The 24,051-nt window shown below is 64.1% G+C and carries 25 protein-coding genes; 8 read left to right on the forward strand and 17 right to left on the reverse strand.

Annotated elements, in window-relative coordinates; all coding sequences use genetic code 11:
• Nucleotides 1–58: 58 nt before the first annotated feature.
• The 3 genes from AB4Z51_RS06435 to AB4Z51_RS06445 all read right to left on the reverse strand — a co-directional run bounded on the left by AB4Z51_RS06435 (nucleotide 59) and on the right by AB4Z51_RS06445 (nucleotide 2,586).
• Nucleotides 59–1,252, reverse strand: coding sequence for an adenylate/guanylate cyclase domain-containing protein (locus AB4Z51_RS06435; RefSeq protein WP_441497172.1), 1,194 nt, complete (start codon nucleotides 1,250–1,252; stop codon nucleotides 59–61).
• A gap of 126 nt (nucleotides 1,253–1,378) precedes the next feature.
• The gene (locus AB4Z51_RS06440; RefSeq protein WP_085403276.1) at nucleotides 1,379–1,963 is read right to left on the reverse strand and encodes a HutD/Ves family protein; all 585 of its coding nucleotides are present in this window, start codon (nucleotides 1,961–1,963) and stop codon (nucleotides 1,379–1,381) included.
• A 101-nt stretch (nucleotides 1,964–2,064) separates the two neighbouring features.
• Nucleotides 2,065–2,586, reverse strand: coding sequence for a hypothetical protein (locus AB4Z51_RS06445; RefSeq protein ID WP_135215557.1), 522 nt, complete (start codon nucleotides 2,584–2,586; stop codon nucleotides 2,065–2,067).
• A gap of 800 nt (nucleotides 2,587–3,386) precedes the next feature.
• Between AB4Z51_RS06445 and AB4Z51_RS06450 the strand changes: the two genes are divergently transcribed.
• Nucleotides 3,387–3,686 (forward strand): hypothetical protein, encoded by a 300-nt coding sequence (locus AB4Z51_RS06450; RefSeq protein ID WP_085403273.1) that lies wholly within the window; start codon nucleotides 3,387–3,389, stop codon nucleotides 3,684–3,686.
• Between the two features lie 57 nt (nucleotides 3,687–3,743).
• Here AB4Z51_RS06450 and AB4Z51_RS06455 read toward each other — a convergent pair whose 3' ends face one another.
• The 3 genes from AB4Z51_RS06455 to AB4Z51_RS06465 are packed head-to-tail and all read right to left on the reverse strand — an operon-like array spanning nucleotide 3,744 to nucleotide 5,827.
• The gene (locus tag AB4Z51_RS06455) at nucleotides 3,744–4,589 is read right to left on the reverse strand and encodes an SDR family NAD(P)-dependent oxidoreductase (protein WP_085403272.1); all 846 of its coding nucleotides are present in this window, start codon (nucleotides 4,587–4,589) and stop codon (nucleotides 3,744–3,746) included.
• 10 nt (nucleotides 4,590–4,599) lie between these two features.
• Nucleotides 4,600–5,151: a carboxymuconolactone decarboxylase family protein gene (locus AB4Z51_RS06460; RefSeq protein ID WP_085403271.1), complete on the reverse strand. Its 552-nt coding sequence runs from the start codon at nucleotides 5,149–5,151 to the stop codon at nucleotides 4,600–4,602.
• Complete coding sequence (locus tag AB4Z51_RS06465; RefSeq protein ID WP_085403270.1) at nucleotides 5,129–5,827, reverse strand: TetR/AcrR family transcriptional regulator; 699 nt, start codon at nucleotides 5,825–5,827, stop codon at nucleotides 5,129–5,131. Before AB4Z51_RS06465 ends, AB4Z51_RS06460 begins: the two co-directional genes overlap by 23 nt.
• Nucleotides 5,828–5,995: 168 nt before the next feature.
• Between AB4Z51_RS06465 and AB4Z51_RS06470 the strand changes: the two genes are divergently transcribed.
• From AB4Z51_RS06470 to AB4Z51_RS06490, 5 genes are all read left to right on the forward strand, one after another.
• Nucleotides 5,996–7,207 carry an ABC transporter substrate-binding protein gene (locus tag AB4Z51_RS06470; protein WP_441497173.1) on the forward strand — a complete coding sequence of 404 codons (1,212 nt, stop codon included), beginning with the start codon at nucleotides 5,996–5,998 and terminating at the stop codon, nucleotides 7,205–7,207.
• 4 nt (nucleotides 7,208–7,211) lie between these two features.
• Entirely contained in the window at nucleotides 7,212–8,105 is an 894-nt protein-coding gene (locus tag AB4Z51_RS06475) for an MBL fold metallo-hydrolase (RefSeq protein ID WP_085403268.1), read from the forward strand.
• Between the two features lie 11 nt (nucleotides 8,106–8,116).
• Complete coding sequence (locus AB4Z51_RS06480; RefSeq protein WP_167768140.1) at nucleotides 8,117–9,085, forward strand: Bug family tripartite tricarboxylate transporter substrate binding protein; 969 nt, start codon at nucleotides 8,117–8,119, stop codon at nucleotides 9,083–9,085.
• 31 nt (nucleotides 9,086–9,116) lie between these two features.
• Nucleotides 9,117–9,656, forward strand: coding sequence for a VOC family protein (locus AB4Z51_RS06485; RefSeq protein WP_135215556.1), 540 nt, complete (start codon nucleotides 9,117–9,119; stop codon nucleotides 9,654–9,656).
• A 100-nt stretch (nucleotides 9,657–9,756) separates the two neighbouring features.
• Entirely contained in the window at nucleotides 9,757–10,569 is an 813-nt protein-coding gene (locus AB4Z51_RS06490; RefSeq protein WP_085403265.1) for a class I SAM-dependent methyltransferase, read from the forward strand.
• A gap of 10 nt (nucleotides 10,570–10,579) precedes the next feature.
• On the opposite strand, the gene AB4Z51_RS06495 is transcribed toward AB4Z51_RS06490, so the two are convergent.
• Complete coding sequence (locus AB4Z51_RS06495; RefSeq protein ID WP_135215555.1) at nucleotides 10,580–11,545, reverse strand: GlxA family transcriptional regulator; 966 nt, start codon at nucleotides 11,543–11,545, stop codon at nucleotides 10,580–10,582.
• Nucleotides 11,546–11,810: 265 nt separating this feature from the next.
• Between AB4Z51_RS06495 and AB4Z51_RS06500 the strand changes: the two genes are divergently transcribed.
• Together AB4Z51_RS06500 and AB4Z51_RS06505 are read left to right on the forward strand one after the other, a co-directional pair.
• Entirely contained in the window at nucleotides 11,811–12,104 is a 294-nt protein-coding gene (locus AB4Z51_RS06500; RefSeq protein ID WP_085403325.1) for a hypothetical protein, read from the forward strand.
• Nucleotides 12,105–12,255: 151 nt separating this feature from the next.
• Entirely contained in the window at nucleotides 12,256–12,660 is a 405-nt protein-coding gene (locus AB4Z51_RS06505; RefSeq protein ID WP_063985350.1) for a hypothetical protein, read from the forward strand.
• 93 nt (nucleotides 12,661–12,753) lie between these two features.
• Here AB4Z51_RS06505 and AB4Z51_RS06510 read toward each other — a convergent pair whose 3' ends face one another.
• The 10 genes from AB4Z51_RS06510 to AB4Z51_RS06555 all read right to left on the reverse strand — a co-directional run bounded on the left by AB4Z51_RS06510 (nucleotide 12,754) and on the right by AB4Z51_RS06555 (nucleotide 24,019).
• A complete protein-coding gene (locus tag AB4Z51_RS06510) occupies nucleotides 12,754–14,316 on the reverse strand; it encodes a L,D-transpeptidase (RefSeq protein ID WP_085403263.1) in 1,563 nt (520 codons plus the stop codon).
• Between the two features lie 220 nt (nucleotides 14,317–14,536).
• Complete coding sequence (locus AB4Z51_RS06515) at nucleotides 14,537–14,755, reverse strand: hypothetical protein (protein WP_085403262.1); 219 nt, start codon at nucleotides 14,753–14,755, stop codon at nucleotides 14,537–14,539.
• A gap of 102 nt (nucleotides 14,756–14,857) precedes the next feature.
• Nucleotides 14,858–16,051, reverse strand: a complete 1,194-nt coding sequence (locus tag AB4Z51_RS06520; RefSeq protein WP_085403261.1) for a CaiB/BaiF CoA transferase family protein — start codon at nucleotides 16,049–16,051, stop codon at nucleotides 14,858–14,860.
• 88 nt (nucleotides 16,052–16,139) lie between these two features.
• Entirely contained in the window at nucleotides 16,140–17,354 is a 1,215-nt protein-coding gene (locus AB4Z51_RS06525) for an ABC transporter substrate-binding protein (protein ID WP_167768139.1), read from the reverse strand.
• Nucleotides 17,355–17,589: 235 nt separating this feature from the next.
• Nucleotides 17,590–18,285 carry an ABC transporter ATP-binding protein gene (locus AB4Z51_RS06530; protein WP_063985355.1) on the reverse strand — a complete coding sequence of 232 codons (696 nt, stop codon included), beginning with the start codon at nucleotides 18,283–18,285 and terminating at the stop codon, nucleotides 17,590–17,592.
• Complete coding sequence (locus tag AB4Z51_RS06535) at nucleotides 18,285–19,076, reverse strand: ABC transporter ATP-binding protein (RefSeq protein WP_085403260.1); 792 nt, start codon at nucleotides 19,074–19,076, stop codon at nucleotides 18,285–18,287. The genes AB4Z51_RS06530 and AB4Z51_RS06535 overlap by 1 nt, the downstream gene beginning before the upstream one ends.
• The gene (locus tag AB4Z51_RS06540; protein WP_135215553.1) at nucleotides 19,073–20,353 is read right to left on the reverse strand and encodes a branched-chain amino acid ABC transporter permease; all 1,281 of its coding nucleotides are present in this window, start codon (nucleotides 20,351–20,353) and stop codon (nucleotides 19,073–19,075) included. The genes AB4Z51_RS06535 and AB4Z51_RS06540 overlap by 4 nt, the downstream gene beginning before the upstream one ends.
• Entirely contained in the window at nucleotides 20,350–21,297 is a 948-nt protein-coding gene (locus AB4Z51_RS06545) for a branched-chain amino acid ABC transporter permease (protein WP_038936438.1), read from the reverse strand. The genes AB4Z51_RS06540 and AB4Z51_RS06545 overlap by 4 nt, the downstream gene beginning before the upstream one ends.
• Nucleotides 21,298–21,416: 119 nt before the next feature.
• Complete coding sequence (locus tag AB4Z51_RS06550) at nucleotides 21,417–22,649, reverse strand: branched-chain amino acid ABC transporter substrate-binding protein (protein WP_085403258.1); 1,233 nt, start codon at nucleotides 22,647–22,649, stop codon at nucleotides 21,417–21,419.
• Nucleotides 22,650–22,894: 245 nt separating this feature from the next.
• Entirely contained in the window at nucleotides 22,895–24,019 is a 1,125-nt protein-coding gene (locus AB4Z51_RS06555; RefSeq protein WP_085403257.1) for a mandelate racemase/muconate lactonizing enzyme family protein, read from the reverse strand.
• Between the last annotated feature and the right edge of the window lie 32 nt (nucleotides 24,020–24,051).

A 24,051-nucleotide genomic window follows, 5' to 3' on the forward strand; every position in this document is an offset into this window, starting at 1 on the left:
CATCGGCAATCTTGCGTCAGCGAGATTTCAACCGGACGGCTGCGGCGAGCATGCCGCCTCAGCCGTGAAACGCAAACAGCTCGATCGGATCGCTGAAGCCGCGCACCTCGTATTTGCCGACATGCTCGAGCTCGAACTCCCGCTCGACCAGCTCGGCGAAGGCGCGCGAGAGCAGCACCGGTCGTCCGAGCTGCTTGGTCAGGGCTTCGAGACGGGAGGCCATGTTGACGGCGGGACCGATGACAGTGAAGTCGAGCCGGCTGGACGATCCGATATTGCCGTACATGACGTCGCCGACGTGGACGCCGATGCCGTAGTTCAGCGGCGCGCGGCCGGTCCCGTTGTTCCGTTCGTTCAGCGCGGCCATAGCCTGCCGGGCTTCAGTCACGGCGCGCAGCAGGTTTGCGCAGGCGCCGGGCCCGCTGAGCGGGAAAATGGCGAGCAGGCCGTCGCCGATGAATTTCAGGATTTCGCCGCCGTGCCGCGCGATCGGCTCCGACATCGCGTCGAAGTAGTCGTTGAGGAGATCGATGACGTCGTCGCGCGGCCAGTTGTCCGAGATCTTCGTGAAGTCACGGAGGTCGCAGATCATGATCGCGGCACGCACCGTCGTGCCGGTGCCGCGCCGCGTGGCCCCGGCCAGGATGAGCTCGCCGGCATGGGAGCCGACATAGGTCTCGAGCAGCGTTCGCGCCAGGCGGTTCTTGACGCGGATCTCGCTGACCAGCGCCAGCACCGGCAGCACGTTCTTGAGCGCAACCAGATGCGCGTCGTCGAAGCCGCCGGGGCGATCGGTCGCGAAGGTGACGAGATGGCGCTTACCGAGTGTGTGGTGGAGCGGCCAGGCGACGTAGTCGGTCAGACCTTTCGCGCGCATCTCGTCATAGACCGCGTGCCTGCGGCCGAGCGACGGATCGCCTTCGAGGTTCTCGCGGAGTTCGCTCGCACCGTCCAGCATTTCGCTGACAGGGCTGCCGATGAACTCGGATCGCTCGAGCACATCGAAGTCGACCCGCGAGATCTTCGCCTCGCGCACGCCATCCAACCACATGAAGGCGGCGCCGAGCCATTGCGGATGCTGGATCCGGACGTGCATCGTCGACCGCTTGAGCGGAATGCCCGCCTGCTGGAGGCGGATGCACATCTCGGCAAAGATGTTGTCGATGAAGCGCTCGTCGCTCGTGCCGTTGGTCAGCCAGTCGACGACGCCGTCGGATAGCGTGGTGGGGCGATTTTGGTCTGGCGCGGTCATACCCTGCCTGTTCATATCGTGCCTTGCGCGGCGGTCGGCATTGTCGGGGCAGATATCGTGTTCCGGCGCCGCTGCGTCAACCTAGCCAGGTGCATGGATTATGCGCATCCGCCGGGCGGTTGCCATCTAGCCGACGAGCTGAATCGAGCCCAGTACCGCCAGCCCTGAGACGAGTCCCAATCTGGACGCCTCGGTCAGCTCGACCTTCAGCGTGCTGCCGTCGGGAATGACAATATCCTCGCTATTGAGACGAATGCTGCATTCGCCGGAAACCGCGTAAACCAGGTGCGTGCCGGCGGACAAAGGCCGATCGCCGGGTTCCCTGAGTGCCAGCAACTCGATCTCGGCCGCGCCGCGCCGGGCCATCAGGTTGACGACCTCGACGGGACCCGCCTCGAGCGCGGTCACGATCTCCATCTCTCCGGTGAAGCGCACCGTTGTAAAAGGTTCACGCTCGTCAAAATCCTGCGTGGGCGACTTCAGCACCAGCCCACGCCCGCCGACGACCATTTGCAGGCGGTCGATGCCGGGCATGTAGGAGAAGGGCCCGGGCGCCACGATCGGCGTCGAGGCAAAACGCCAGAGCAGGCTGTCCCAATCCTTCGCCGGCGCGTCGGCGCGATGGGCATCCGCGATATCGGTGAAGATGCCGCCGCCGTTCTTCCAGGGCGAGCGGGTGTAGTCTTCGGACTTCAGCAGCGTGGTTTTCATGTCTTGAATTTATCCGGGAAAGCATGTGGCCGAGATCGCCCGCGCATCATGCGCGGGTTGGGCCGGCTTTGCCAACCGGTTTCACCAGCGATGAACTGCCGTCACGCCTTGGCGTCGAGGTTCAGCCTGGTGCTCAGCTCGTTGACGAGCGAATCCACGATCTGGTTCTGATAGGCCGAGATGCCGTTGAAATAGACCGGGCCGCCGGACTGCACCAGCAGGCCGCCGCCGGACACTTCGGCATCCTTGGCACCGCTCTCGGATTGGGTATCGAGCTTGCCCATGGCGTCGTCGAGCTGCGCGGCGGTCTTGTCGTCCATCTCGCCATTGGCTTGAAGCGTGGCGAGCAAGGCCTGGGAGGCACTGCCGAGATCGGCTCCCGTCCCCGTCTCGGCCGTCGCCGAGAACGTGCCGTTGGTCTTGCCGCTGTAGCTCTTGTAGGTCAGCGTCTCCGTGGTGGTGCCGTCGCTGTTGGTTCGATTGTCGAGCAACAGTTCGAACGCGCTGCCATAGGCGCCCGTCGTCAGCATGTTCGGATCGTTCGGATTCTTGTTCTTGCTCGCGCCTGTCTTGTCGGAGCCTGCGGTCCAGTTCGGCGGAACGGTGTAGCTGACGTTGGTCACGGCGCGAATTCCTGTGATCATTGCGCGGAAACATTCAGCAATTTTTGTGCCAGCGAAAGCGCAGTTGATTCCTGTCGGCTTTCCTTGTCGTAGCGCGCGGACTTCGCACAACGCTGCAAAAATTGCCCGGCAGTTTCATCCCGTCGCGCGATTGTGCGGAGCTTGCGCCTCAGTTCGTAGCCCGGATGAAGCGCAACGCAGTGCCGGGGGCAGCTCGCGCGATGAGGCTGTGCTCCCGGATGACGCTTCGCTCCATCCGGCCGCGCACCTCACTCTTTGTCAGGGGCATTGTTGGCCGTCAGCCTTCATGGCCGCACCAAAAGCCTTGCTGTCGAACTTGCCTATCTTCTCGGTGACGGATTTGACGAGATTTGGGGGGACGGATCGCTTCCCCTTGCCCCCGCCGGCGGCAACTTAGGTCAGAAATCTACCCCTTTTGGGTACCTTGCACGAAGCTTGAAGCGCCGCATAATACAGACACTTATCCAAAGGTAACCCGCTCGCGCCTCGGCCAGGCAATTGCGTAACGCGCTCCTCTCAGTGGGAGAATTGCAATGCCCGTGTTGGACTTGCCGTACTGGTTGATCATTGCAGGCTCCGCGTTGGTATTGGGCGGGCTCATTGGCTTAGGGGTCAGCCGCAACAGGCGGGTTGAGAGCGATCCCATTCTGCTCCCGGGCGATTTGACGGCATGGAGAGACGAGGGATCAGAGACCTCGGACCTTGCGGCTATCCGGGATTCGCACAACTGACGGCTTGCGCCCGTGGCCCATTCTGCGGAGCAAACTCTGGAGAGAGACATGACCCTGCACTTTACGCGCGTCGAGACTCCGGTGCATGAACTTGAAATCTGGATGGCGTGCAGCGGCGGATTTTCGTTCGTGATCAGTAACGAAAACCGCACCGGTCCTGGCCTTCACGGAAAGCCGGGCCTGGTTGCCTCATGGCGACCGGTCGAAGAAAACAAGTCCGCGATCAAGCTTGGCGGCTCCCCCTTCAGTACCTTCGCCGAAGCCGAGAAGGCCTGCGAGGCCGTCCTGGAGGCACTTGAGCAGATGAGCGAATCGCAAACGCCGAAGATTGCGTCCTCGCCGCAATGAAGAGAGACTCTGCTCGCCGGGGCATCGAATTCCGCGCCGCCGGATTGTACTGGCGTCTTACATTCCGCTCAGGCCGCTATCCACCGCGAGCGACTGTGCGGTGACGTAGACGCTTTCATCCGACAGAAAGAACAGCACGGCATAGGCGATCTCCCAGGCGGTGGCCTGCCGGCCGAAGGGGACGTGGCCCTTGCCGCGGCTGGGGCGGCCGGCGCCGGCTTCGCGGCCGTTGGGGGTGTCGACGAGGCCGGGATAGACGAGATTGGCGCGGATGCCGCGGCGCGAGCCGAGATGGGCGATGTTGCGCATCAGGCCGCCGAGCGCGGCTTTTGAAGAATCATACGCCGCCATCTGCGATCCCGCTTTCAGCGCGGCGATCGAGGAGATGAAGACGATGGCACCGCCATTGTCGAATTTCGGCATCGCTGCGCGGCAACAGAGCATGGGACCGCGAACGTTGACGTCGTAGATCCTGTTCCACTCCTCGGGGCTGACGGCATCGAGGCCGGTCTTGCCGAAGGTGCCGATGTTCAGCACCATGCCGTCGAGGCCGCCCATGGCGCGATGCGCCTCCTCGATCATGCGCTGGACGTCAGGCTCCGACGTGACGTCGGCAGTGATGGCAAAACCCTCGCCGCCTTCGTCGGTGATGTGCTTGACGGTCTGCTGTGCGGACGTCCGGTTGAGATCTGCCACCGCCACCTTCGCGCCCTCACGTGCGCACAAAATGCTCATGGCGCGGCCATTGCCGATTGGATCGGTGGCGGCGTCGAACACGCGCTGGCCGCCGCCGACGATCAGGATACGGCGTCCCTTCAGGCGTCCCCTGCCCGGCGCTTCGCCCAATGACTCCGCGCTTGGTGGACGGACGTAACGTTCCGGCTTGCTATCGATTTCCGCCATCTCAGCCGCCCTACTTCTTGCCGCCGTCATAGACCTTCATGCCGGCCGCGGGATCGAGATCGGTTTCGGTTGCCTCGGTCAGGCGCGCCATCATCATATAGAAGCCGAGCGCGACGATGGCTTCGACGATCTCCTGATCGCTGAAGTGTCTTCGCGCGGCAGCGAAGGTCGCCTCGGGCACCCGAACATTCTCGACCACCTCGCGGCCGAACTTCAGCAACGCGCGCTCAGCATCGCTTAAGCCGGCGGCATCGTAGTCAGCCCGCTCCACCGCATCGATCTGTCCTTGCGTGCAGCCGACCCCGATCGCGATCGGCACGTGCTGGCGCCATTCATAGGCGCCGCCCTCGAGCTGGGCGGCCTGCAAGATCAAAAGCTCGCGGTTGACGGCTGAGAGCTTCTGCTTGTGCAGGATCGAATTGCCGAGCCGCATCGCCGGGATCATGTTGGCCTCGGCATGGGCCATCATGCGGAAGATGTTGAGCTTGACCGGCATGCGGTCGAACGAGGCGCGGATATCGCCGCTCGTCGTCTCCGGATCAATCAGGGGCAGCCTTGCCACGCGTTTCTCCCTTGGGTTTTCGTTTCTTGTTGTCTTCGCCATTGCCCGCCGCGATCAGCGACAGGAAAAAGGCGAGATAGCGGTCGATCGCCTCGATCACCTTCGGCCGCGGCGAAGGTGCTGCGCCCATCACGTAATGCTCGAGGCGGATGTAGATCAGGCCGGCCGCGAACAGCCGCGCGGTCTCGCGCGGATCGGGTGTCGAGACCAAGCCGGCGAGCGCAAAACCGCGAAAGTAATCCGTCATCATGCTCTGCTCGCGCGCGTAAAAATGGTCGGCGAATTTGGCGCGGATGCCGGGCACGCGGTTACGCTCGGCGGTGATTACTTTCTGGAATTGGTGCTCGCGCGGGTCGGACCATTGCTCGACGAGATCAAGCGCGAACTGACGGCAGAACGCGGCCGGCTGGCGCGCCAGCTGCTTGTAGCGCGGCTCTTCCAACCGGCTCGCCGAACTGGCGGGGCCGTGCTCGGCCACGATCGCTTCGAGGATCGCGGCCTTGCCGGAGAAATGATTGTAGAGGCTGCTTTCGCGAATGCCGACGCGGCGCGCAAGCTCGCGCATCGAGGCGCCGCCATAGCCGCTCTGCGCGAACAGATTGAGCGCTTCGGAGAGGATGCGCTCGCGGGTCGTGGGCGCAGCCGCTTCCGCCGCGCTGGAGGTGTGGACAGCCATTTGGCTTGACTAACGAACGATCGTTCGCTAGTCAACCGTACGAACGATCGTTCGTTTCGCCAGTCTGGCGGCAGCGGTCGCGGCCCCGCAAGTCCGCTTCGGGCGCTGTTCTCGCGTTTCAACTCCGCTCCAATGAGAGGCGGAGAGCAATTTTGGGGAGACGACCTCATGGCGCGCTTTGCCCGCCTTCGCCTTCGTGCGGCCTGCATCCTGTTGCCGCTGCTCGCAGCCAGTGCCGTTCAGGCCCAAAGCGCGAAATACGATCCCGGCGCCGACGACAAGACCATCAAGATCGGCACCACCGCGCCGCTGAGCGGGCCAGTGTCCGCCTTCGCGCAGATCGCGAAATCGGCGGAGGCCTATTTCCGCAAGGTGAACGACGACGGCGGCGTCAACGGCCGGCGCATCCAGATGATCATCGCCGATGATGCCTACAGCCCGCCGAAGACGGTGGAGCAGACCCGGCGGCTGGTCGAGAGCGAGGAGGTGCTGCTGATCTTCGGCGGCGTCGGCACGCCGACCAACAGCGCCGTGCACAAATATCTCAACGACCGCAAGGTGCCGCAGCTCTTCCTGGGCTCTGGCGCCGCGAAATGGGACGATCCCAAGAACTTTCCGTGGACCGTTGGCTGGCAGCCGACCTATCGCGACGAGGCGATCGCCTACGCGAAGTACATCAAGGCGAGCCATGCCAACGCGAAGATCGGCGTGCTCTACCAGAACGACGATCTCGGCAAGGATTATCTGAAGGCGTTGGAGGAAGGGCTCGGCAGCGGCGAGGCCATTGTCGCGCGCGCGGCTTACGAGACCTCGGCGCCGACGGTCGATACGCAAATCCTGCAGCTCAAGACCGCAGGCGCAGAAATCGTGCTGGTGGCGGCAACGCCAAAATTCGCGGCGCAGGCGATCCGCAAGATCGGCGAGATCGGGTGGAAGCCTGTCACCATCATCTCCAATGTCTCGGCCTCGATCAGCGGCGTGCTGGAGCCGGCCGGCAAGGACAATTCCACCGGCGTGATCTCCAGCCAGTACCTGAAGGACGCCACCGATCCCGCATCGAAGGACGATGCCGGCTACAAGGAATGGCCGGCGTTCATGGACAAGTATTTGCCGGATGCCAACAAGAACGACTGGCTCAACGTCTACGGCTACACTATCGCTCAGACGCTGGTGACGGTGCTGAAGGCGTCCGGAAACGACCTCACCCGCGCCAATGTGCTGAAGCAGGCCACGACGCTCAAGGACGTAAAGCTGCCGATGCTGATCAACGGCACCGCGGTGAACAATTCGCCCGAGCACTACACGCCGATGACGAGCCTCCAGCTCATCCGCTTCGACGGCACGCGCTGGGTGCCGTTCGGCGATCTCCTGAAGAACTGAGCCCATGCGGCAGGTCAGGATCGGCAGCATGCGGATCGATCTCGTCAGCGAGATCCCTTCGCTTGCCTTCGAGAAGACCTGGCTGTTCGCCAACGTCACCGACGAGGTGATCGCGGAGAACCGGAGCTGGCTCGATCACCGCTATATCGAACCGGAGACCGGACGCTTCATCCTCAGCCACCACTCCTATCTCGTGCGCACGCCGCGCTGGACCGCCATCGTCGACACCTGCTGCGGCAATCACAAGCCGCGGCCGCGCGTGCCGGCGTGGGACAACCTCAACCGGCCTTACCTCGACAACATGCAGGCGCTGGGCGTTGCCCCTGAAGAGGTCGACTTCGTGATGTGCACGCACCTGCATGTCGATCACGTCGGCTGGAACACGCGGCTCCTCGACGGCCGCTGGGTGCCGACCTTCCCCAACGCACGTTATCTGATGGGACGCGAGGAGTACCGCCACTTCGAGGCCGCGCACAATGCCGCGCCGAAACGCCCGGTCAACCACGGCTCTTTCGAGGACTCCGTGCTGCCGGTCGTCGCCGCCGGCCTCGCCGAGCTGGTCGAGACCGATCATCGCGTGTTCAGCGATCGCGACGCAGGCTTACGCTTTGCGCCAGCGCCGGGCCACACCGCCGGCAACATGCAGATCCACCTCAATGGCGGCCACGATCATGCGGTGATGTCAGGCGACGTCATCCACCATCCCATCCAGTGCGCCGCGCCGTGGCTGTCGAATGCCGCCGACATCGATCCGGCCGCGGCGGTCGCGACGCGGATGGCGCTGCTGGAGGAGCTCGCGGACACGCCGAGCTATCTGCTCACCGGCCATTTTCCGGCGCCGACCGCCGGGCGCGTGATCCGGCACGGCGAGGCCTACAGATTTCATTTCGAGGATTAGGGGAAGCCATCATGATGCTGCGCACCGTCACGCTGTCGTTGCTCGCATTGCTGTCGGCGGCGCTGCCGGCACGCGCCGAGGATCCTGCCGCCTACCCCACCCACAAGATCAAAATGCTTCTGCCCTATGCGGCCGGCGGCGGCGGCGACGTGATCGGCCGCTTGCTCGCCGACAAGATGGGCAAGACGCTAGGACAGGGCGTCTATATCGAGAACCACACGGGTGCTGCCGGCACACTCGGCACGCAGATGGTCGCGGCGTCGCCGAACGACGGCTACACCATCACCGTCGGCGGCGTGACCACGCATGTGCTGGCGCCGGCGATCTATCCAAAACTGCCCTACGATTCGATTAAGGATTTTACGACGATCGGACGCATCGGGACGTCCTCGATCATGCTGGTGGCGACCAAAGACTTTGCTGCCAATGACATCAAGGGCCTGATCGCGCTTTCCAAGAAGGGCGAGCCGATCCAGTACGGCAGCTGGGGCGTCGGCTCGACCGGACAATTCTGTGCGGAAATCCTGATGCAGCAGACCGGCATTAAGATGGATCACGTGCCGTTCAACGGCATCGCCAAACTCGCGGGCGACCTGCTTGGCGGCCACATCTCGCTCGCGACGCTCGACATGGCGACCGCGACGCCGCTGGTGAAGGACGGCTCTATCAAGGCGCTGGCCGCCTGCGGCGAGCGCTCGCCGAGCCTGCCTGACGTCGCAACCTACAAGGAACAGGGCGTGCCGTTCGACCGCAGCCTGTCCTGGGCGATGTATGGTCCCGCCGGCCTCGCGCCGCCGATCGCACAGAAATTGTCGGCGGCGTTGAAGGACGCGCTGGGCGATGCCGAGGTGAAGGAGAAGCTTTTGGGGCTCGGCATCACGCCGCAATACGTGCCTGGCGACGAGCAGCGCGACATCAACGCCCGCGACATCGCGGCCTGGAAGCAGGTTGCCAGGGACGCAGGCATCGAAGTCAAGTGACGATCGCGAGCGATCAGAAGGGAGCGCGGGCATGAGCCGCATTTTCGGCGCGGTGCGCCAGAACGGATACGTCGTGCGGGACATCCGGGCCGCGATGAAGCATTGGATCGAGGTGATGGGCGTCGGCCCCTGGTACTACATGGACCGCGTCAAGACCGACTGGTTCCGCCATCGCGGCCAGGACTCCGCGGTCGAGATGAGCATTGCGCTGGCCAATTCCGGCGATCTCCAGATCGAGCTGATCCAGCAGCGCAACGATGCGCCCTCGCTGTACAAGGAATTCCTCGACGCCGGCCACGAGGGCCTCCAGCACATGTCCTACTGGAGCCACGACTATCAGGCGCTCTACGACAAGGCACTCGGGCTCGGCTACAGGATAGGCCATGAAGGCCAGATCGGCGGAGACAAGGGACGCTTTGCCTATTTCGACACGCAGGCCCATCCAGGAACCATCATCGAAATCTCCGACATCAGCGGCACCAAGGGGCCGTTCTTCGAGAAGGTCCGGCAGGCGGCGATGACCTGGGACGGGACGCGGCCGATCCGCGAAGTCGGCGGAGCGAAACCTTAAAATCCGACCGCAGGATTGCGACCGGAAGAGGCCGCAGATGCGGTACGACCGCGATCCATGGTAGCATGAACCTCGTGTCCGAACCTTCAGCGAGGCAAGCATGTCCAACACTGACAAGGTTTTCGCCGGCTCGATTCCGAAAATCTACGACGAGTATCTCGTCCCGCTGATCTTTGCCCACTACGCCGCCGACATCGCGAAGCGTATCGCGGCTCTTTCCCCGTCGACGATACTGGAAACCGCGGCAGGTACCGGCGCCGTTACGCGGGCCGTGACCGCGGCGCTGCCTCCCGGCATCCGTTACGTCGCAACCGATCTCAACGAGCCGATGCTCGCGATCGCGGCGCAGCGCCAGGGTGAGGACCCGCGCATGACATGGCGTCAGGCGGATGCCACCGCCCTGCCCTTTGACGAAGCCGCGTTCGACGCGGTCTGCTGCCAGTTCGGTGTCATGTTCTTTCCCGACCGCGTCAAAGGCTATGCCGAGGCAAAGCGGGTGTTGCGACCGGAAGGCACGTTCGTATTCAACGTCTGGGACCGCATCGAGGAGAACGTGTTCGCTGACGACGCCACCGCCGCGCTCGGAAAAATGTTTCCCGATGATCCGCCCCGTTTCATGGTGCGGACGCCGCATGGCTATCACGACAAGGCCATTATCAGAGCCGATCTGGAACAAGCGGGCTTCCGCCACATCTCGATCCAAACGCTTGCTGCGGTGAGCCGCGCGCCGTCGGCCGAGTATGTCGCGATCGCGCTCTGCCAGGGTACGCCGCTGCGGAGCGAGATCGAGGCCAGGGATGCCAGCAAGCTTCAGGCTGCGACCGACCTCGTCGCCGAGGCACTCCGATCGCGCCATGGGTCCGGAGCGGTCGAAGGCAAGATTCAGGCGATCGTGATCGAGGCTCGGCCGTAGGTGCGGACCCTCAGCGCAGGTTTGCGCGAAGCTCGCGCACGCCGCGTCCGAGCCGTTCCCGCAAGAGCGTCCGGAGCGTCGCGCCGTCCTCATAGCCGACCTCGGCGGCGATCGCATCGACGTCGAGACCGCTGCCATGCAGCAGTGACTGCGCGCGCTCGACTCGCAGATCCTGAAAGTAGGAGAGCGGAGACTTACCGAGCACCGACTCGCACCGGCGCTGCAAGGTGCGTGCGCTCGTCGCGAGCGCACTGGCGGCCTCCTGCAGCGAAAACCCTTGCTTGAGATGTTCGCGCGCCCAGCGCTCGAAACGCTGGATGAGCGGATCGGCCTGCGCGAGGTGATTGGGAATGATGAAGGGCGCCTGCAGGGAGCGCAGGTCGGCGAGCAGATAGCGCGACACGACGGCCGCGAGCTCGGGGCTCGCCTGGCGTATGAACCACAGCGCAAGATCGAGATGCCCCATCGCAGCGCCCGCCGTGACGACGCGGTCCGATGTCACCAGCATGCGTGCCTCATCGAGACGAACATTGGGGTAGCGTTGGCGAAACAAGGGTGACAGCCACCACGTGGTGGTCGCGTCCCGTCCATCGAGCAGCCCCGCCTCCGCCAGCACGAAGGTACCGATGCAGGACGCGGCGATGCGCGCGCCCTCGGCGTACCAGGACTGGAGCTGTTTCACTGCCTCTCTGACATCGCGCCGGTCGAGCGCCGGAATCAGCTGTTCCGGCCGGCTCGTATTCAACGCCGGCACGATGACCCAGTCCGGCTTCAGATCGGATGTTACCGATTTGACGGGGATCGCAAAGCCCTGCCCGGATCGGACCTTCTTCCGCACGCCGACAATTGAGACATCGAAGTGGGGCGCTCCGCCCGTTTGAGCGGCTGCGAAATTGTTGGCGATGGTGAATGCATCGAGCGTCACGGTCAGCCCGGTGTCCCAAAATCCCTCCAGGGCGAGCAATTGAATGCGCATGGCGGAAACGCTCTCAAAGTTGTCGTTTACGACACTACCGTTCGAACGGAAGCAAGCCTAGCTTGCGATGCAACGGCAACCGGAACGAAGGCCTTCATCGCGATCGATAGATAAGAGCAATCATCTGAACAAACAAAGCTATTCCAGATGTTCGCTCGAGGAATCGATGGCGTAAACGCCTCTAAAAATGGCGTTTTTGCCAACATTGCAGGAGGCCCTTGATCCGATGCCGTCCACTGACAAGCAGCAATCCAAAGGAGCCCACATGAAAGTCATCGCCATCGGTAACATCGGCAAGGCACCGACACCCGAGCAGCGGCAGCAGATCATGCCGAGGGAAGTGCCGGCCACGCTCAAGCTCTATCTCGACGGGAAGATCGAGCAGTTCTGGTTTCGCCAGGACAAGCCCGGCGTGATCTTCCTGATGAACGTCGAATCCCTCGAACAGGCCAAGGCGACCGTGGAAGCACTGCCGCTCGTCACCCACGGCTTCGCCACTTACGAGCTGATGCAAGTCGGTCCGCTCGCGCCGCTGGGCATGCTCATCCAGGGCAGGTGACCGCGCGTCAGACCGACGCGACGCTTCCACCAACCTTCCGAACCGGCCCGCATCGCCGCCGTTCCACGGCGGCGATGCAACGTGCGGCAATCGCTGCCGGCGAAGCATGACTAAATGAAGAGCGTAAACCTCGGAACATGGAGGATTTCAAATGAAGCTTACACTCGCTGCCGGTCTCCTGGCATTCGCCCTGTGCCTGACCTCCGCCGTCCCCGGACGAGCGCAATCACCCACGCCACCGACACCGACCACCCGAATTCTCGCGATCGGCACGGTAAACCCCGGCGCCGATGTCGCCGCTGCGCGCGCCATCCTGCCGATGGAAGTGCGCGAGACGGTGAAGCTCTATCTCGATGGCAAAATCGACCAGTGGTACTCGCTGCAAAATCGTGTCGGCGTCGCGTTCATCCTGAACGTCACGGATATCGCGGCCGCTCATGACATGCTCGAAAAGCTGCCCCTGGGGCAGGCTCATCTCATGAGCTTCGAGCTGATCCCGCTTGGCCCGCTCAATCCGCTTCGGCAGTTGCAGGGCATGTCGACGGGTCCACAGTAGACAGCCGGTATGCCCGTCGTCGGCGCCGCTGCGGTCGCCGACGACAAATATCTTCAGCTCAGGCGATGACGCGGCCCAGCGCGGCGCGCCGTCCTACCAGAAGCCCCGCTGCATCGGCTGCGCCGGCTGATAATACTGATACTGGCCGCGGCGGCGCGGATTGACGGGCTGCGGGTTCGGCTGCGGCTGGAAGAAGAAGCCGAAGCCGTTGCCGCCATTGCCCCAGCTGTCATCGCTTGCCATTTCCATCGGCGGCGGCGCGGTCGGCTTGCGGGTGATGAAGCCGCCCTGCGGATGATTGCTCAGCACCGCGACGAACTCGGTGCGGTAGTTGGTCTCGGCACTCAGCGGCTCGTCCGAAATCACGATCGACGAACGCGGCAATGCCGTCGGCCCGATGCGATCCCAGACGTCCTGCGGAATGGTGATGCGGTCGAGCGCGTCCTTGGCGTCGTCGCCGTTCTCGATCGTGACCACGCTCCAGCGCAGGCCGGTATCGGCCTTCGCCATCGCGGTGAAGATATGCGTGCCGAGCGGCTGGTCGGGATTGCGGATGGTGACGGGCACCTCGATGCTGGTGTCGAACACTTCGCCGCCGCCATCCGGCGCCGGCTTGTGCGTGTTCCGCCGCACGTAGAGCTTCTGCGTCGCGCGGCTGATGTAAACGGACACCGGCTCAAGCGCGAGCTTGGCGTCGGTCGCAGCCGTCACGGCATCGGCCTTCCTGGTTGCCGCGACCTTTGCGGCCTCCTTGGTGGCGGCAACGGCGTCGCGCTTCGGCTGCGCGGTGGCCTTGGCGGCATCGAGCGCCGACGCAGCGTCGGCGGCCTTGGTCGCAACCTTCTGCTTCAGTTCCTCGGCCTGCGCCCGCGCCTGATCGGTCTTGGCGGCCGCGATCTTCTTGTCGGCGAAAGCGAGCTCGGCGTCGGCCTTGGCCTTCTGCTGTTCCAGCTTGCGCAGCGATGCGGGAAGCGACGCGGCCTCCTTCGCGGCCGCGGCCGCAGCCTTCTTGGCCTCGGCGGCAGCCTGGATCGCCTCCTCGGCTTCAGCGGAGAGCTTGTCGGACCGGTTCGGCACGGCCGCGATGGCCTCGCGCTTCGGCACGAACAGCGAGGGATGAGTGAAATCGATCGGGGCCGCGTCGTTCGGCGAGATGATCACGCGCATGCCGATGTTGGTTTTGTCGAACAGGCCCTCGGCAAAGCCGAAGGGCATCCGCACGCAGCCGTGCGAAGCGGCATAGCCGGGCAGCGGCCCGCCATGCAGCGCGATGCCGTTCCAGGTGATGCGCTGCATGTTGGGCATCCAGGCATCGTCATACATGGTCGAACGGTGGTCCTTGTCCTTCTCGACGATGGCAAAGACGCCGGCCGGCGTCTCGCGTCCCGTCGTGCCGGTCGAGACCGGCGCACGCAGGATCCAGCCGTCGGCATCGTAGAAGGTGACCTGCTGGCTCTTGATCGACACGATCGCCATGATCGGCTCGCCGGCCTCGCGCGGCGCCACCGCCTCGGCCGGCTGGCGGGCCTGCTTGGCCGCCTCGGCGCTTCCGCTCAGCGCCGTCAGGGCAACGGCCGTTGCGAGCGCAACAAGTCCGGGGGGCCGCCAACGCCGCATCGCCGTGGTGGATTGCGCCGTCGTCATCAGGTCTTTCATGCCATTCCCCGGTCCAGTACCAGTCCGCGCCTTACGTCGATCACGTCAGATTGCGATCTTTGAATTAAGAATTCGCAGCCACCTTGCGTTCCGTATCCGGCAATATTCGGACCTATCAGGCGGCAAATCTCTCATATACGAGGGCTCGCGCGGGCGGAAGATGGGCTGGGGCCGGAGCTGGCCCGGGGCTGGTCACGAATCGCTGCGGCACAATGTCCGGTTAGTGGGTACGGCGCCCGATCAGCCGGGTCATTGCAGCGCCGAACAGGCCGAACAGCGCATACACCATGAGCGGCAGAGCGTGCGCGGCAGCCTGCCCGACCGGTTCGTGCTCCACGATTAGCAGGACCGCGAACACGGTCAGGCTCAGGAGGACGCAGATGAGGGCGGCAGCAAGGCCCAGCCTGCGCAGAACGAAGGCAAAGTCGGCGGTGGTCATGACCGCATCCGGGGCGAAGATGAACAGACCTACGCTAGACCCGCCCGCGACAGCAGGATGTGACCGTCATCACAGAGAGTCGGTTCCCGAACGCCGGCCGGCTCAGGACGCGACACCAACCGCCTTGCTGTCGACCGCCGCCTGGATTTCCGCATCGCTCAGGCCGGCCTCGCGCAACACCTCGCGCGAATGCTCGCCGAGGCGCGGCGCCATGCGATGGATGCCGGCCGGGCTTTCCGAGAATTTCGTCGCGGGCCGCGCCTGCCGGATTCGGCCTTCGGTCGGATGATCGATATCCGCAAACAATGCGACGGCGGCGAGATGCGGCTGCTCGCCGATCTCGGTGAGCCGGGCGAAGGCGGTGTGCGGCACGTCCAGCCGCAGCAGCAATTCCTCCCACTCCGCGGTGGTGCGGGTCGGCCCGATCTCGCTCATGCGGTCATAGACCTTGTCGATGTTCTGGGAACGAAGCACGGGATCGCGCACCCCGAGTTCCTCGATCAGCTCGGAACGGCCGACAGCCTCGAAGAAGGCGCACCAATTGTCTCCGGAGTAAGGCAGCATCGTCAGCCAGCCGTCCTTGGTCTGCACCGGGCGCCGGTTCTTCATCCGCTTGTAGCCGGTCGGGCCGATCGGCGGATCGAACGCGTGTCCGCCCAGCATCTCGATGCTGTTGAAGCCGGCGATGGTTTCCAGCATGGGGACTTCGACCATCTGGCCCTGCCCGCTGCGCTCGCGCCGGAACAAGGCCGCGGACACCGCGCCGACCATCGCCATCGCGCAGATCTTGTCGCCGATCAGGCTCGGAACGAATTCCGGCTCCTCGTCCGATCCGATCGATGACGCAAGGCCTGAAGCCGCCTGGATGATCTCGTCGAATGCGGGGCGCGCCGCCCACGGCCCGTCCTGGCCGAAGCCGGTCGCCGCGGCATAGATCAGCCGCGGATTGAGCTTTGCGCAGGCCTCGTAACCGAAGCCGAGCCGCGCCATCGCCGCGGGTCGCACATTGGTGACGAGCGCATCGACCGTCGGGATCAGTTTTGCCAGCGCGGCCTTGCCGTCAGGATGCTTCAGGTCGAGCGCGAGGCTGCGCTTGTTGCGGTTGACGGCCATGAACTGGCCGCTCATGCCGCGGTTCCGGAACACGCCGGTGTAGCGCCAGGTATCGCCCGCGGGCGGCTCGACCTTGATGACATCGGCGCCCCAGTCGCCGAGCATCTGCGCGGCGTAGGGGCCGAACAGCACGCTCGTCAGATCGAGAACGCGGATACCGCTGAGGGGACCGGTCGGTGTCATCGTCGTTTCACTGTCGTTGGAGGAAGCAACTGTGGGATAAGACGGGCGGGCAAGGCTGTGCCAGCCCGCCCGTCACACTGCGTCGATCCTATTCGCCGATCACGTCGCCGAACAGCTCCCAGGACTTGCCGTTGAAGCGCGCCATCTGCAACTGCCGGATCGGCGTCACCTGCTCGGCCGAGGTGTTGAGCTTGATGCCCGGCAGCAGCATCGGCAATTCGACGTCCTTGAACGACTGCGTCTGCTTCATCAAATTGGCGCGGGTGAGGTCGTTGCCGGCGCGCTGCAGCACCAGCTCCATGATCTGCGCCATGGTGTAGCCGGTGACGTTGAAGACGTCGGCCGGATCGGCGCTCGAATTGTACGTCTTCATCCACTCGCGCCAGGCTTTCATGCCGGAATCATTCTCCCAGCGCGGATCACCGGGATCCTTCTGGAAAGCACCGGTGACGATGCCGACGGAATTGTCGAGCCCGGCCGGCACCAGCACGGAGCCGACGGAGTTGGAAACGGCGGGAAGGATGATCTGCGGCTTCCAGCCGAGCTCGGCGATCTTCTTGATCGCTTGCGCCGCGAATTTCGGCGTGCACTCGTTGAAAACAACGTCGGCGCCGGCGGCCTTGAACTTGACGATCTGGGAGTCGACGGTCGGATCCGATGTCTCGTAGGTGGCCTCGGACACGATCTGGTTGACGTGCTCCCCTAACCCTTCCTTGAAGCCGGCGAGATAGTCGCGCCCGGGATCTTCGTTCGGCGTGATGACGGCGATTTTGGCATTCGGCTTGTTCGCAAGAATCCACTTGGCATAGATGCGGCCTTCGGTCCGGTAGGTCGGCTGCGAACCGGTGGTCCAGGGAAAATGCTGCGGATCGTTCCAGCGGCTGGCGCCGCTCGACGGGAACAGCTGCGGGATCTTCTTGGCGTTGAGGTATTTCTGCGCGGCGATGTTGGGACCGGTGCCGAGCATCGAGAACATCGCCAGCACCTCGTCGCTCTCGGCGAGGCGGCGAATCTGCTCGACCGTCTTCGACGGCGAATAACCGTCGTCCATGCTGAGCAGCTCGACCTTGCGGCCGTTGATGCCGCCCTTGTCGTTGAGCATCTTGAAATAGGCGATCTCGGCGCGGCCAATCGCGGAATAGGCGGAGGCCGGTCCCGAGTAGGGCATGGTCTGCCCGAGCTTGATCGACGTGTCGGTCGCGCCGGTGTCGTAGTTTCCGGCCGTCGCGGCCGAAGCGGCGCCCAGCGCCGCAAGCAGAGCAACGACTCCACGGACCAGTTGTCTTCCCGACATGCTCGGCATCTCCTTCCCAGGCAAGACGCATCGACGCGCGAGCTCACAGGCTGCCGCCGGCGCCCTCCACTTTCTTCTTGGTTATCATCGGCCGCATCGATTGCGATGCCGGCGAGCGCGACGATACAAGGATTATGAAGCGTGAGATGTAGCGAAGAATTCAGATGCGTATGCGCGGCTTGCAGCCGTTCTATTTTGCGCGCTCGTTACACGGCAATGTGAGCGTCAGACCTCGAGCCATGCGTCAGACTTCAAGCCATTCCTGGCGCACGGCGGCATTGGCCTTGAGCTCGTCCGGCGTCCCCTCGAACACGACGCGGCCGTGACCCATGATGTAGACGCGCTTCGAGATCCGCATCGCGATCGAGAGCTTCTGCTCGACCAGCAGGATTGCGACGCCGGCCTGCGCGATGCGCGCAATGAGATCGCCGACCTGCTGCACGATGAGCGGGGCGAGACCCTCGGTCGGCTCGTCGATCATGATCAGGTCCGGATCGCCCATCAGCGTCCGGCAGGTGGTGAGCATCTGCTTTTCGCCGCCCGACAGCACGCCTGCGGCCGTATCGGCACGCGCGGCGAGATTGGGGAACATCTCGAGCATGTCCTCAAGCCGCCATTTGCCGGGGCGGCGCGTGTCCTTGACGCCGAGCAGGAGGTTTTGGCGAACCGTCAGGCTCGGGAAGATATCGCGATGCTCGGGCACATAGCCGAGGCCGAGGTGCGCGATCTTGTAGCTGGGAAGGCCGGCGATGTCCTTGCCCTTGAAGCGGATCGTGCCTTGCGGCGCGACCTCGCCCATGATCGCCTTGACCGTGGTCGAGCGGCCGACACCGTTGCGGCCGAGCAGGCTCACGACCTCGCCCGCGGCGACGTCAAGGTCGACGCCCTGGAGGATGTGGCTCTTGCCGTAATAGGCGTGGAGATCCCTGACCTCGAGCATCAATGCGCTTCCTCGCCGAGATAGGCTTCCTTGACCTTCGGATCGCGCCGGATCTCTTCCGGCGTGCCCGAGGCGATGATGTGGCCGTAGACCAGCACGGAGATGCGGTCGGCAAGGCCGAATACGACGCTCATGTCGTGCTCGACGATGACCAGGGTCTTGCCCTCGGTCAGTCGCCGGATCAGCGACACCGCGCGGTCGGTTTCGGCGTGGCTCATGCCGGCGGTCGGCTCGTCGAGCATGACGACCGTGGCCCCGCTCGCGATGGTGATGCCGATCTCGAGCTCGCGCTGCTCGGCATAGGTCAGAAGTCCCGCCGGAACATCGCGCCGATGGGTGAGATGGATGTCGTCCAGGATCTGGGCCGTGCGCTCGCGCACTTCCGGCAGGCTGTCGACGTTCTTCCAGAAGGCGTAGCGATGCCCCGTCGCCCACAGCACGGCACAGCGGACGTTCTCCCAGACCGACATGCGGGCGAACACGTTGGTGACCTGGAACGAGCGCGACAGGCCGCGCCGGTTGATCTCGAACGGCCGCAGGCCGGAGATCACATCGCCGTTCAGCTTCACCTCGCCCGAGGTCGGCTTGATGTGGCCGCTGATCAGATTGAACGTCGTGGATTTTCCGGCGCCGTTCGGGCCGATGACGGCGTGACGCTCGCCTTTCGCGACGCTGAGGTTGAGGTCGCGGATGATGCCGACATTGCCGAAGCGCTTTTCGACGGCGCGGACTTCGATGGCTGCGTTCTTTCCAGATACCGCTCCGCTCGTGCCAGATACCGCTCCGCTCATGCCAGATACCCCCGGTCACGGGCGACCGTCGCAGCCCTGTCCCACGCGTCCGCGATCCTCCGCCAGCTCAGCCGCGCGACGAACGCACCGCCGACGACGAGAACTGCTGCGGAAATCCACGTCACCGGGGACTTCGCATTGAAGGGAATGCCGAACAGGTTGATCGGGTCGCCGCCGGAATAGCGCGCGACCGTCTCGATGGTGAGGATGACGCCGCAGGCGAGCGCCAGGGTCGGCACAATAGCGACGAGATAGGACGGGATCACCGTCCACAGCGTTCCGGCGCGAACCAGCGGCCGGTGCATCATCAACAGGCCGGCGATACCGCCCGGCGCGAACATCACGATGCCGATGAAGATGATGCCGAAATAGAGCTGCCAGACGCTGGTGAGGCCTGTCAGCCCGAGCTGGAGATAGGTCACCAGGATCGCGCCGAGGATCGGCCCGAAGAAATAGGCGATGCCGCCGATGAAGGTGGAGAACAGCACCAGACCGGACTGGATCGCACCGAGCAGCGCGGAGTTCGCGATCTCGAAATTGATCGCGGTCAGGCCGCCGGCGACGCCCGCGAAGAACCCGGCAAAGCAATAAGCGAGATAGCGAACGACGTGAGGATCGTAGCCGATGAACTGGACACGCTCGGGATTGTCGCGGACGGCATTGCTGATCCGTCCCAGGGGCGTCCGGGTCAGCGCGTACATCACGATGGCCGACAGCACCAGCCAGAACGCGATCAGATAATAGACCTGAAGCTGCGGCCCGAACGACCAGCCGAACATCTTGGGCAACGCCGTGCGATCCGTGGTGATGCCGGCCTCGCCGCCGAACACCGAGCGCAGGATCAGTGAGGACGACGCCACCAATTCGCCGATGCCGAGCGAGATCATCGCGAACACGGTGCCGGCGCGCTTGGTCATGACCCAGCCGATGATGACAGCGAAGACGAGACCACCGATCCCGCCGAACAGCGGAATGAACGGCAGCGGGATCGGCCAGCCGTGCGACACCACCGCATTCATCATGTGGCAGGCCGCGAAGCCGCCGAGGCCGTAATGCACGGCGTGACCGAACGACAGCAGTCCGGTCTGGCCGAGCAGGATGTTGTAGGACAGCGCGAAGACGATCGCGATGCCGATCAGGCTGAACGACGTCAGCGAGCCGCCGGAGGAGAAGATCAGCGGCAGGACGATCAGCGCTGCGATGCCGATCAGCCAGACGCCGTAGAAGCGCAGGCCGTCGCCGGCGGGCTTCGATGTCGAAATCGGTTTGGCGGTCATGACTCGCGCGTCCCCATCAGGCCCATGGGGCGAACGATCAGAATGAGCACCAGCAGCATATAGGGAACGATCGGCGCGACCTGCGCGATCGTGACGTTCCAGATGTCGGTGAGGACCGACGGTCCCGTCGACGGATCGAGCGGTCCGAACGCACTCGCCAGCGAGCCGTTCAGCGCCACCGCAAAGGTCTGCACCAGTCCGATGACGAGCGAGGCGATGAAAGCGCCGGGCAAGGAGCCGAGGCCACCGAACACGATGACGACGAACAGGATGGGCCCGAGTGCTGCGGCCATGTCCGACTGCGTCACCAGGGCCGGTCCGGCAATGACGCCGGCAATGCCGGCGAGCGCGCTGCCGACGCCGAACACCACCATGAACACGCGCCCGACATTGTGGCCGAGATGCCCGACCATGTGCGGATGCGTCAGCGCCGCCTGCACGATCAGGCCGACGCGGGTGCGCTTGAGCACGACCAGCAGCGCCACGAAGATCACGACCGACACGGCCAGCATGAAGATCTTGTAGGCGGGATAGTTGGTCGAGAAGATCGTGAAGGCCGGGAAGTCGAGCAGCGCCGGCACGCGATAGTCGACCGGGCTCTTGCCCCAGATCATCGACACGATTTCTTCGATCGCAAAAGCCAGACCGAAGGTCAGCAGCAATTCCGCGACATGGCCGTGCTTGTGGGTGTTGCGCAGGCCGTAGCGCTCCACCGCCATGCCGATGGCGCCGACCAGTAGCGGCGCCAGCACCAGCGCCGGCCAGAAGCCGATCCACTTGGTGAGCTGGAAGCCGAAGAAGGCGCCGAGCATGTAGAAGCTGGCATGCGCGAAGTTGAGCACGCCCATCATGCTGAAGATGACGGTCAGCCCGCTCGACAGCAGGAAGAGCAGCATGCCGAACAGCACGCCGTTCAGGGTCGAAATGACAATGAGTTCAAGCACAGCGCACTCGTCTCTGTCCGGGGCCTGATGGCCCCGGTGAACATCGCCCAATCAAGAATAGTCCGGCCACCGCCTTCCCGCGACCGATGTCGGCCGCGGGAAAACGACGGATGTCGTGATTACGGCCGCGCCATCTTGCAGGTCGTGGGGACCATGGCCTGCGCCGTGTCGACCTTGGAGACGAGGTGCCAGCCCCAGCCGGTGTTTTCCTCGTCGAAGGGCTCATTCTCGGTCAGCTTGCCGAAGGAGGAAATGTAGATCGGCTGAAGGAACTGGTGGTCGTCCTTGCGCATGATGCCGGTGCCGCCGTCCAGAACCTCGAACTTCAGGTCCTCGAGCGCCGCCGCCACCTTCACGGGGTCGATCGAGTTGGCCTTCTCGGCAGCCGCCTTGAACATGCGCATCTCGTTGACCGCACGCGGGTACCAGAGCGACAGATTGACCTTGGCGCGGAACGCCTTCTCGTAATCCATCGCAACCTTGTTGCCGGAATTCGCAAAGCCTTCGGTGATCTGGAAGACCTGATGATCGAGACCGGTCTGCTTGACGGCAGTGGGGCCGCCGGCGCCGCCGGCATAATAAGTGTACCAGTTGACCTTCAGGCCGGCGTCAGCGGCAGCCTTGAGCAGCAGAGCGAAGTCCTGGCCCCAGTTGCCGGTAACGACGCTGTCGGCGCCGGACGCCTTGATCTTGGCGATATAGGGCGAGAAATCGGTGACCTTCAGCAGCGGATGCAGCTCGTCGCCGACGATCTGGATGTCGGGCCGCTTGGCGCCGAGCATCTTGCGCGCGTCGGAGCGGACGGACTGACCGAACGAATAGTCCTGGTTGATCAGGTACACCTTTTTGATCGAGGCGGTGTCCTTCATGTAGTTGGTGAGCGCCTCCATCTTGATGTCGGAGCTCGCATCCCAGCGGAAATGCCAGTAGCTGCACTTCTCGTTGGTCAGGCTGGGATCGACGGCGGCGTAGTTGAAGTACAGCACTTCCTTGCCGGGATTGCGCGTGTTGTTCTTGGTGACGAAATCCGACAGCGCCGCGCCGACGGACGAGCCGTTGCCTTGCGTGATGTAGTGGACCCCGGCGTCGATCGCCTTCTGGGCCTGCACCAGGCTTTCCTGCGGATTGGTCTTGTTGTCGAGCGGCACGATCTCGATCTTGTGGCCGAGAATGCCGCCCTTGGCGTTGAGCTCGTCGGCCAGATACTGGAATGTCTTCAGACCACCCTCGCCGACGCTGGCACCACCGCCGGAGAGCGGATCGATGTAGCCGATCTTGAGGGTGTCCTCAGCCGACGCGGCATGACCGAGCATCGGGGCGATCACGGCAATGGCCAAAGTGAGCTTGCGCATTTTTTCGTTTCCTCGCTGGCTATCGACTTTAGTCGATGGGCTTTTTGCGCATGTTGCAGCGCAATTGCAGATCCCTAATGAGCAGAACGAACTTTGATTTTCAAGCTCGGCGAGACATGGCTCCGGCCATCGTTATGAAATGTGAAGGCGGCTACCCGTCTCGCCGGCAGCTTTCCGCGACGAGGAATAGAACGCAAGGGGAAACTGGCCTGCGCGGCGCCTGACGACGCAGGTGTCGCAGCCGTCTACAGGCTGCGATAGTTCGCGATTCCCGACAGGTCGGGCGTGAATCCGAGCCCCGGTTCCTCGCCGAGGACGATCGTACCATCCGTGACACTGGCAACGGCACCGCAGAACCGGTCGCGCAGCGGATTGTCGTTGGCATCGACCTCGAGCCAACCGTCGCCGCCGATGCCCGCCAGCAGATGCGCCGAGGCGAGCAGTCCGATGCCGCCGCCGAGATAATGCGGGCAGAACGTCTTGCCCGCCTTCAGAATGTCGCGCGCGACGCCAGCGCATGCGCTCAGTCCGCCCCATTTCGCGATGTCGGGCTGAACGACGCCGAGCACGTCTTCGGCCAGGACGTCCTTGAATCCCTCGACGCTCGAAATGTTCTCGCCCGCGGCAATCGGCATTTTCGCGGCTGCCCGCAGCCGGCGCCATTCCTCGCGCGGCCGGTCGGCGCGGATGGGCTCCTCCAGCCATCGCAGATCGAACGCGGCCAACCGCGGCACCATCTCCAGCGCCTGATCGACCGACCAGCCCTGATTGGCATCGGCAGCGAGCATGCCTGCACCGACGATCGCGCGCAGCGCGGCCAGATTGGCGAGGTCGGTCTCGGCACCGAAGCCGACCTTCAGCTTCAACGCGCGATGGCCACGCGCGAGCGCGGCTTCGGCCGTCTGCGCGGCGCCGCCCGGATTGATGCCGCTGGCATAGACCTTGATCCTGCGCGACTGCCCACCGAGAAGCCGCCACAGCGGCAAGCGCCGCCGACGCGCGGAGAGGTCCCACAGCGCGAGATCGATGCCCGAAACAGCCTGCGCGAACGGACCGGGCTCGCCGCATTGAAGCGCCAGCACTTCGGTCCCCTTCGTCAGGACCTCGAAAGCCTGGGCGGGACTGTCGAACCTGCGCCCGACAAGCCCCGGAGCCAGCACTTCATTGACAAGCCGGGCGCGGTGCTCGGCGCCCGGTGCAGGAAAGTTGGACCAGGCTTCGCCCCACCCCTCGACACCGTCCTCGTCGAGCGCGCGAACGAAGACGGCCGGACGGTTGAGCATCTTGCCGAACGACGTCACCACCGGCGTCGCCAAGGGATAGCGATAGCAGAAGGCCTCGATCGAGCGGATGGTGAAGCTGTCAGTCATGTTGCAGATCCTGCGATCGAGTTGAGACCACG

Origin of the sequence: Bradyrhizobium sp. 2TAF36, assembly GCF_052114925.1 — a bacterium.
Lineage (GTDB): Bacteria > Pseudomonadota > Alphaproteobacteria > Rhizobiales > Xanthobacteraceae > Bradyrhizobium > Bradyrhizobium barranii.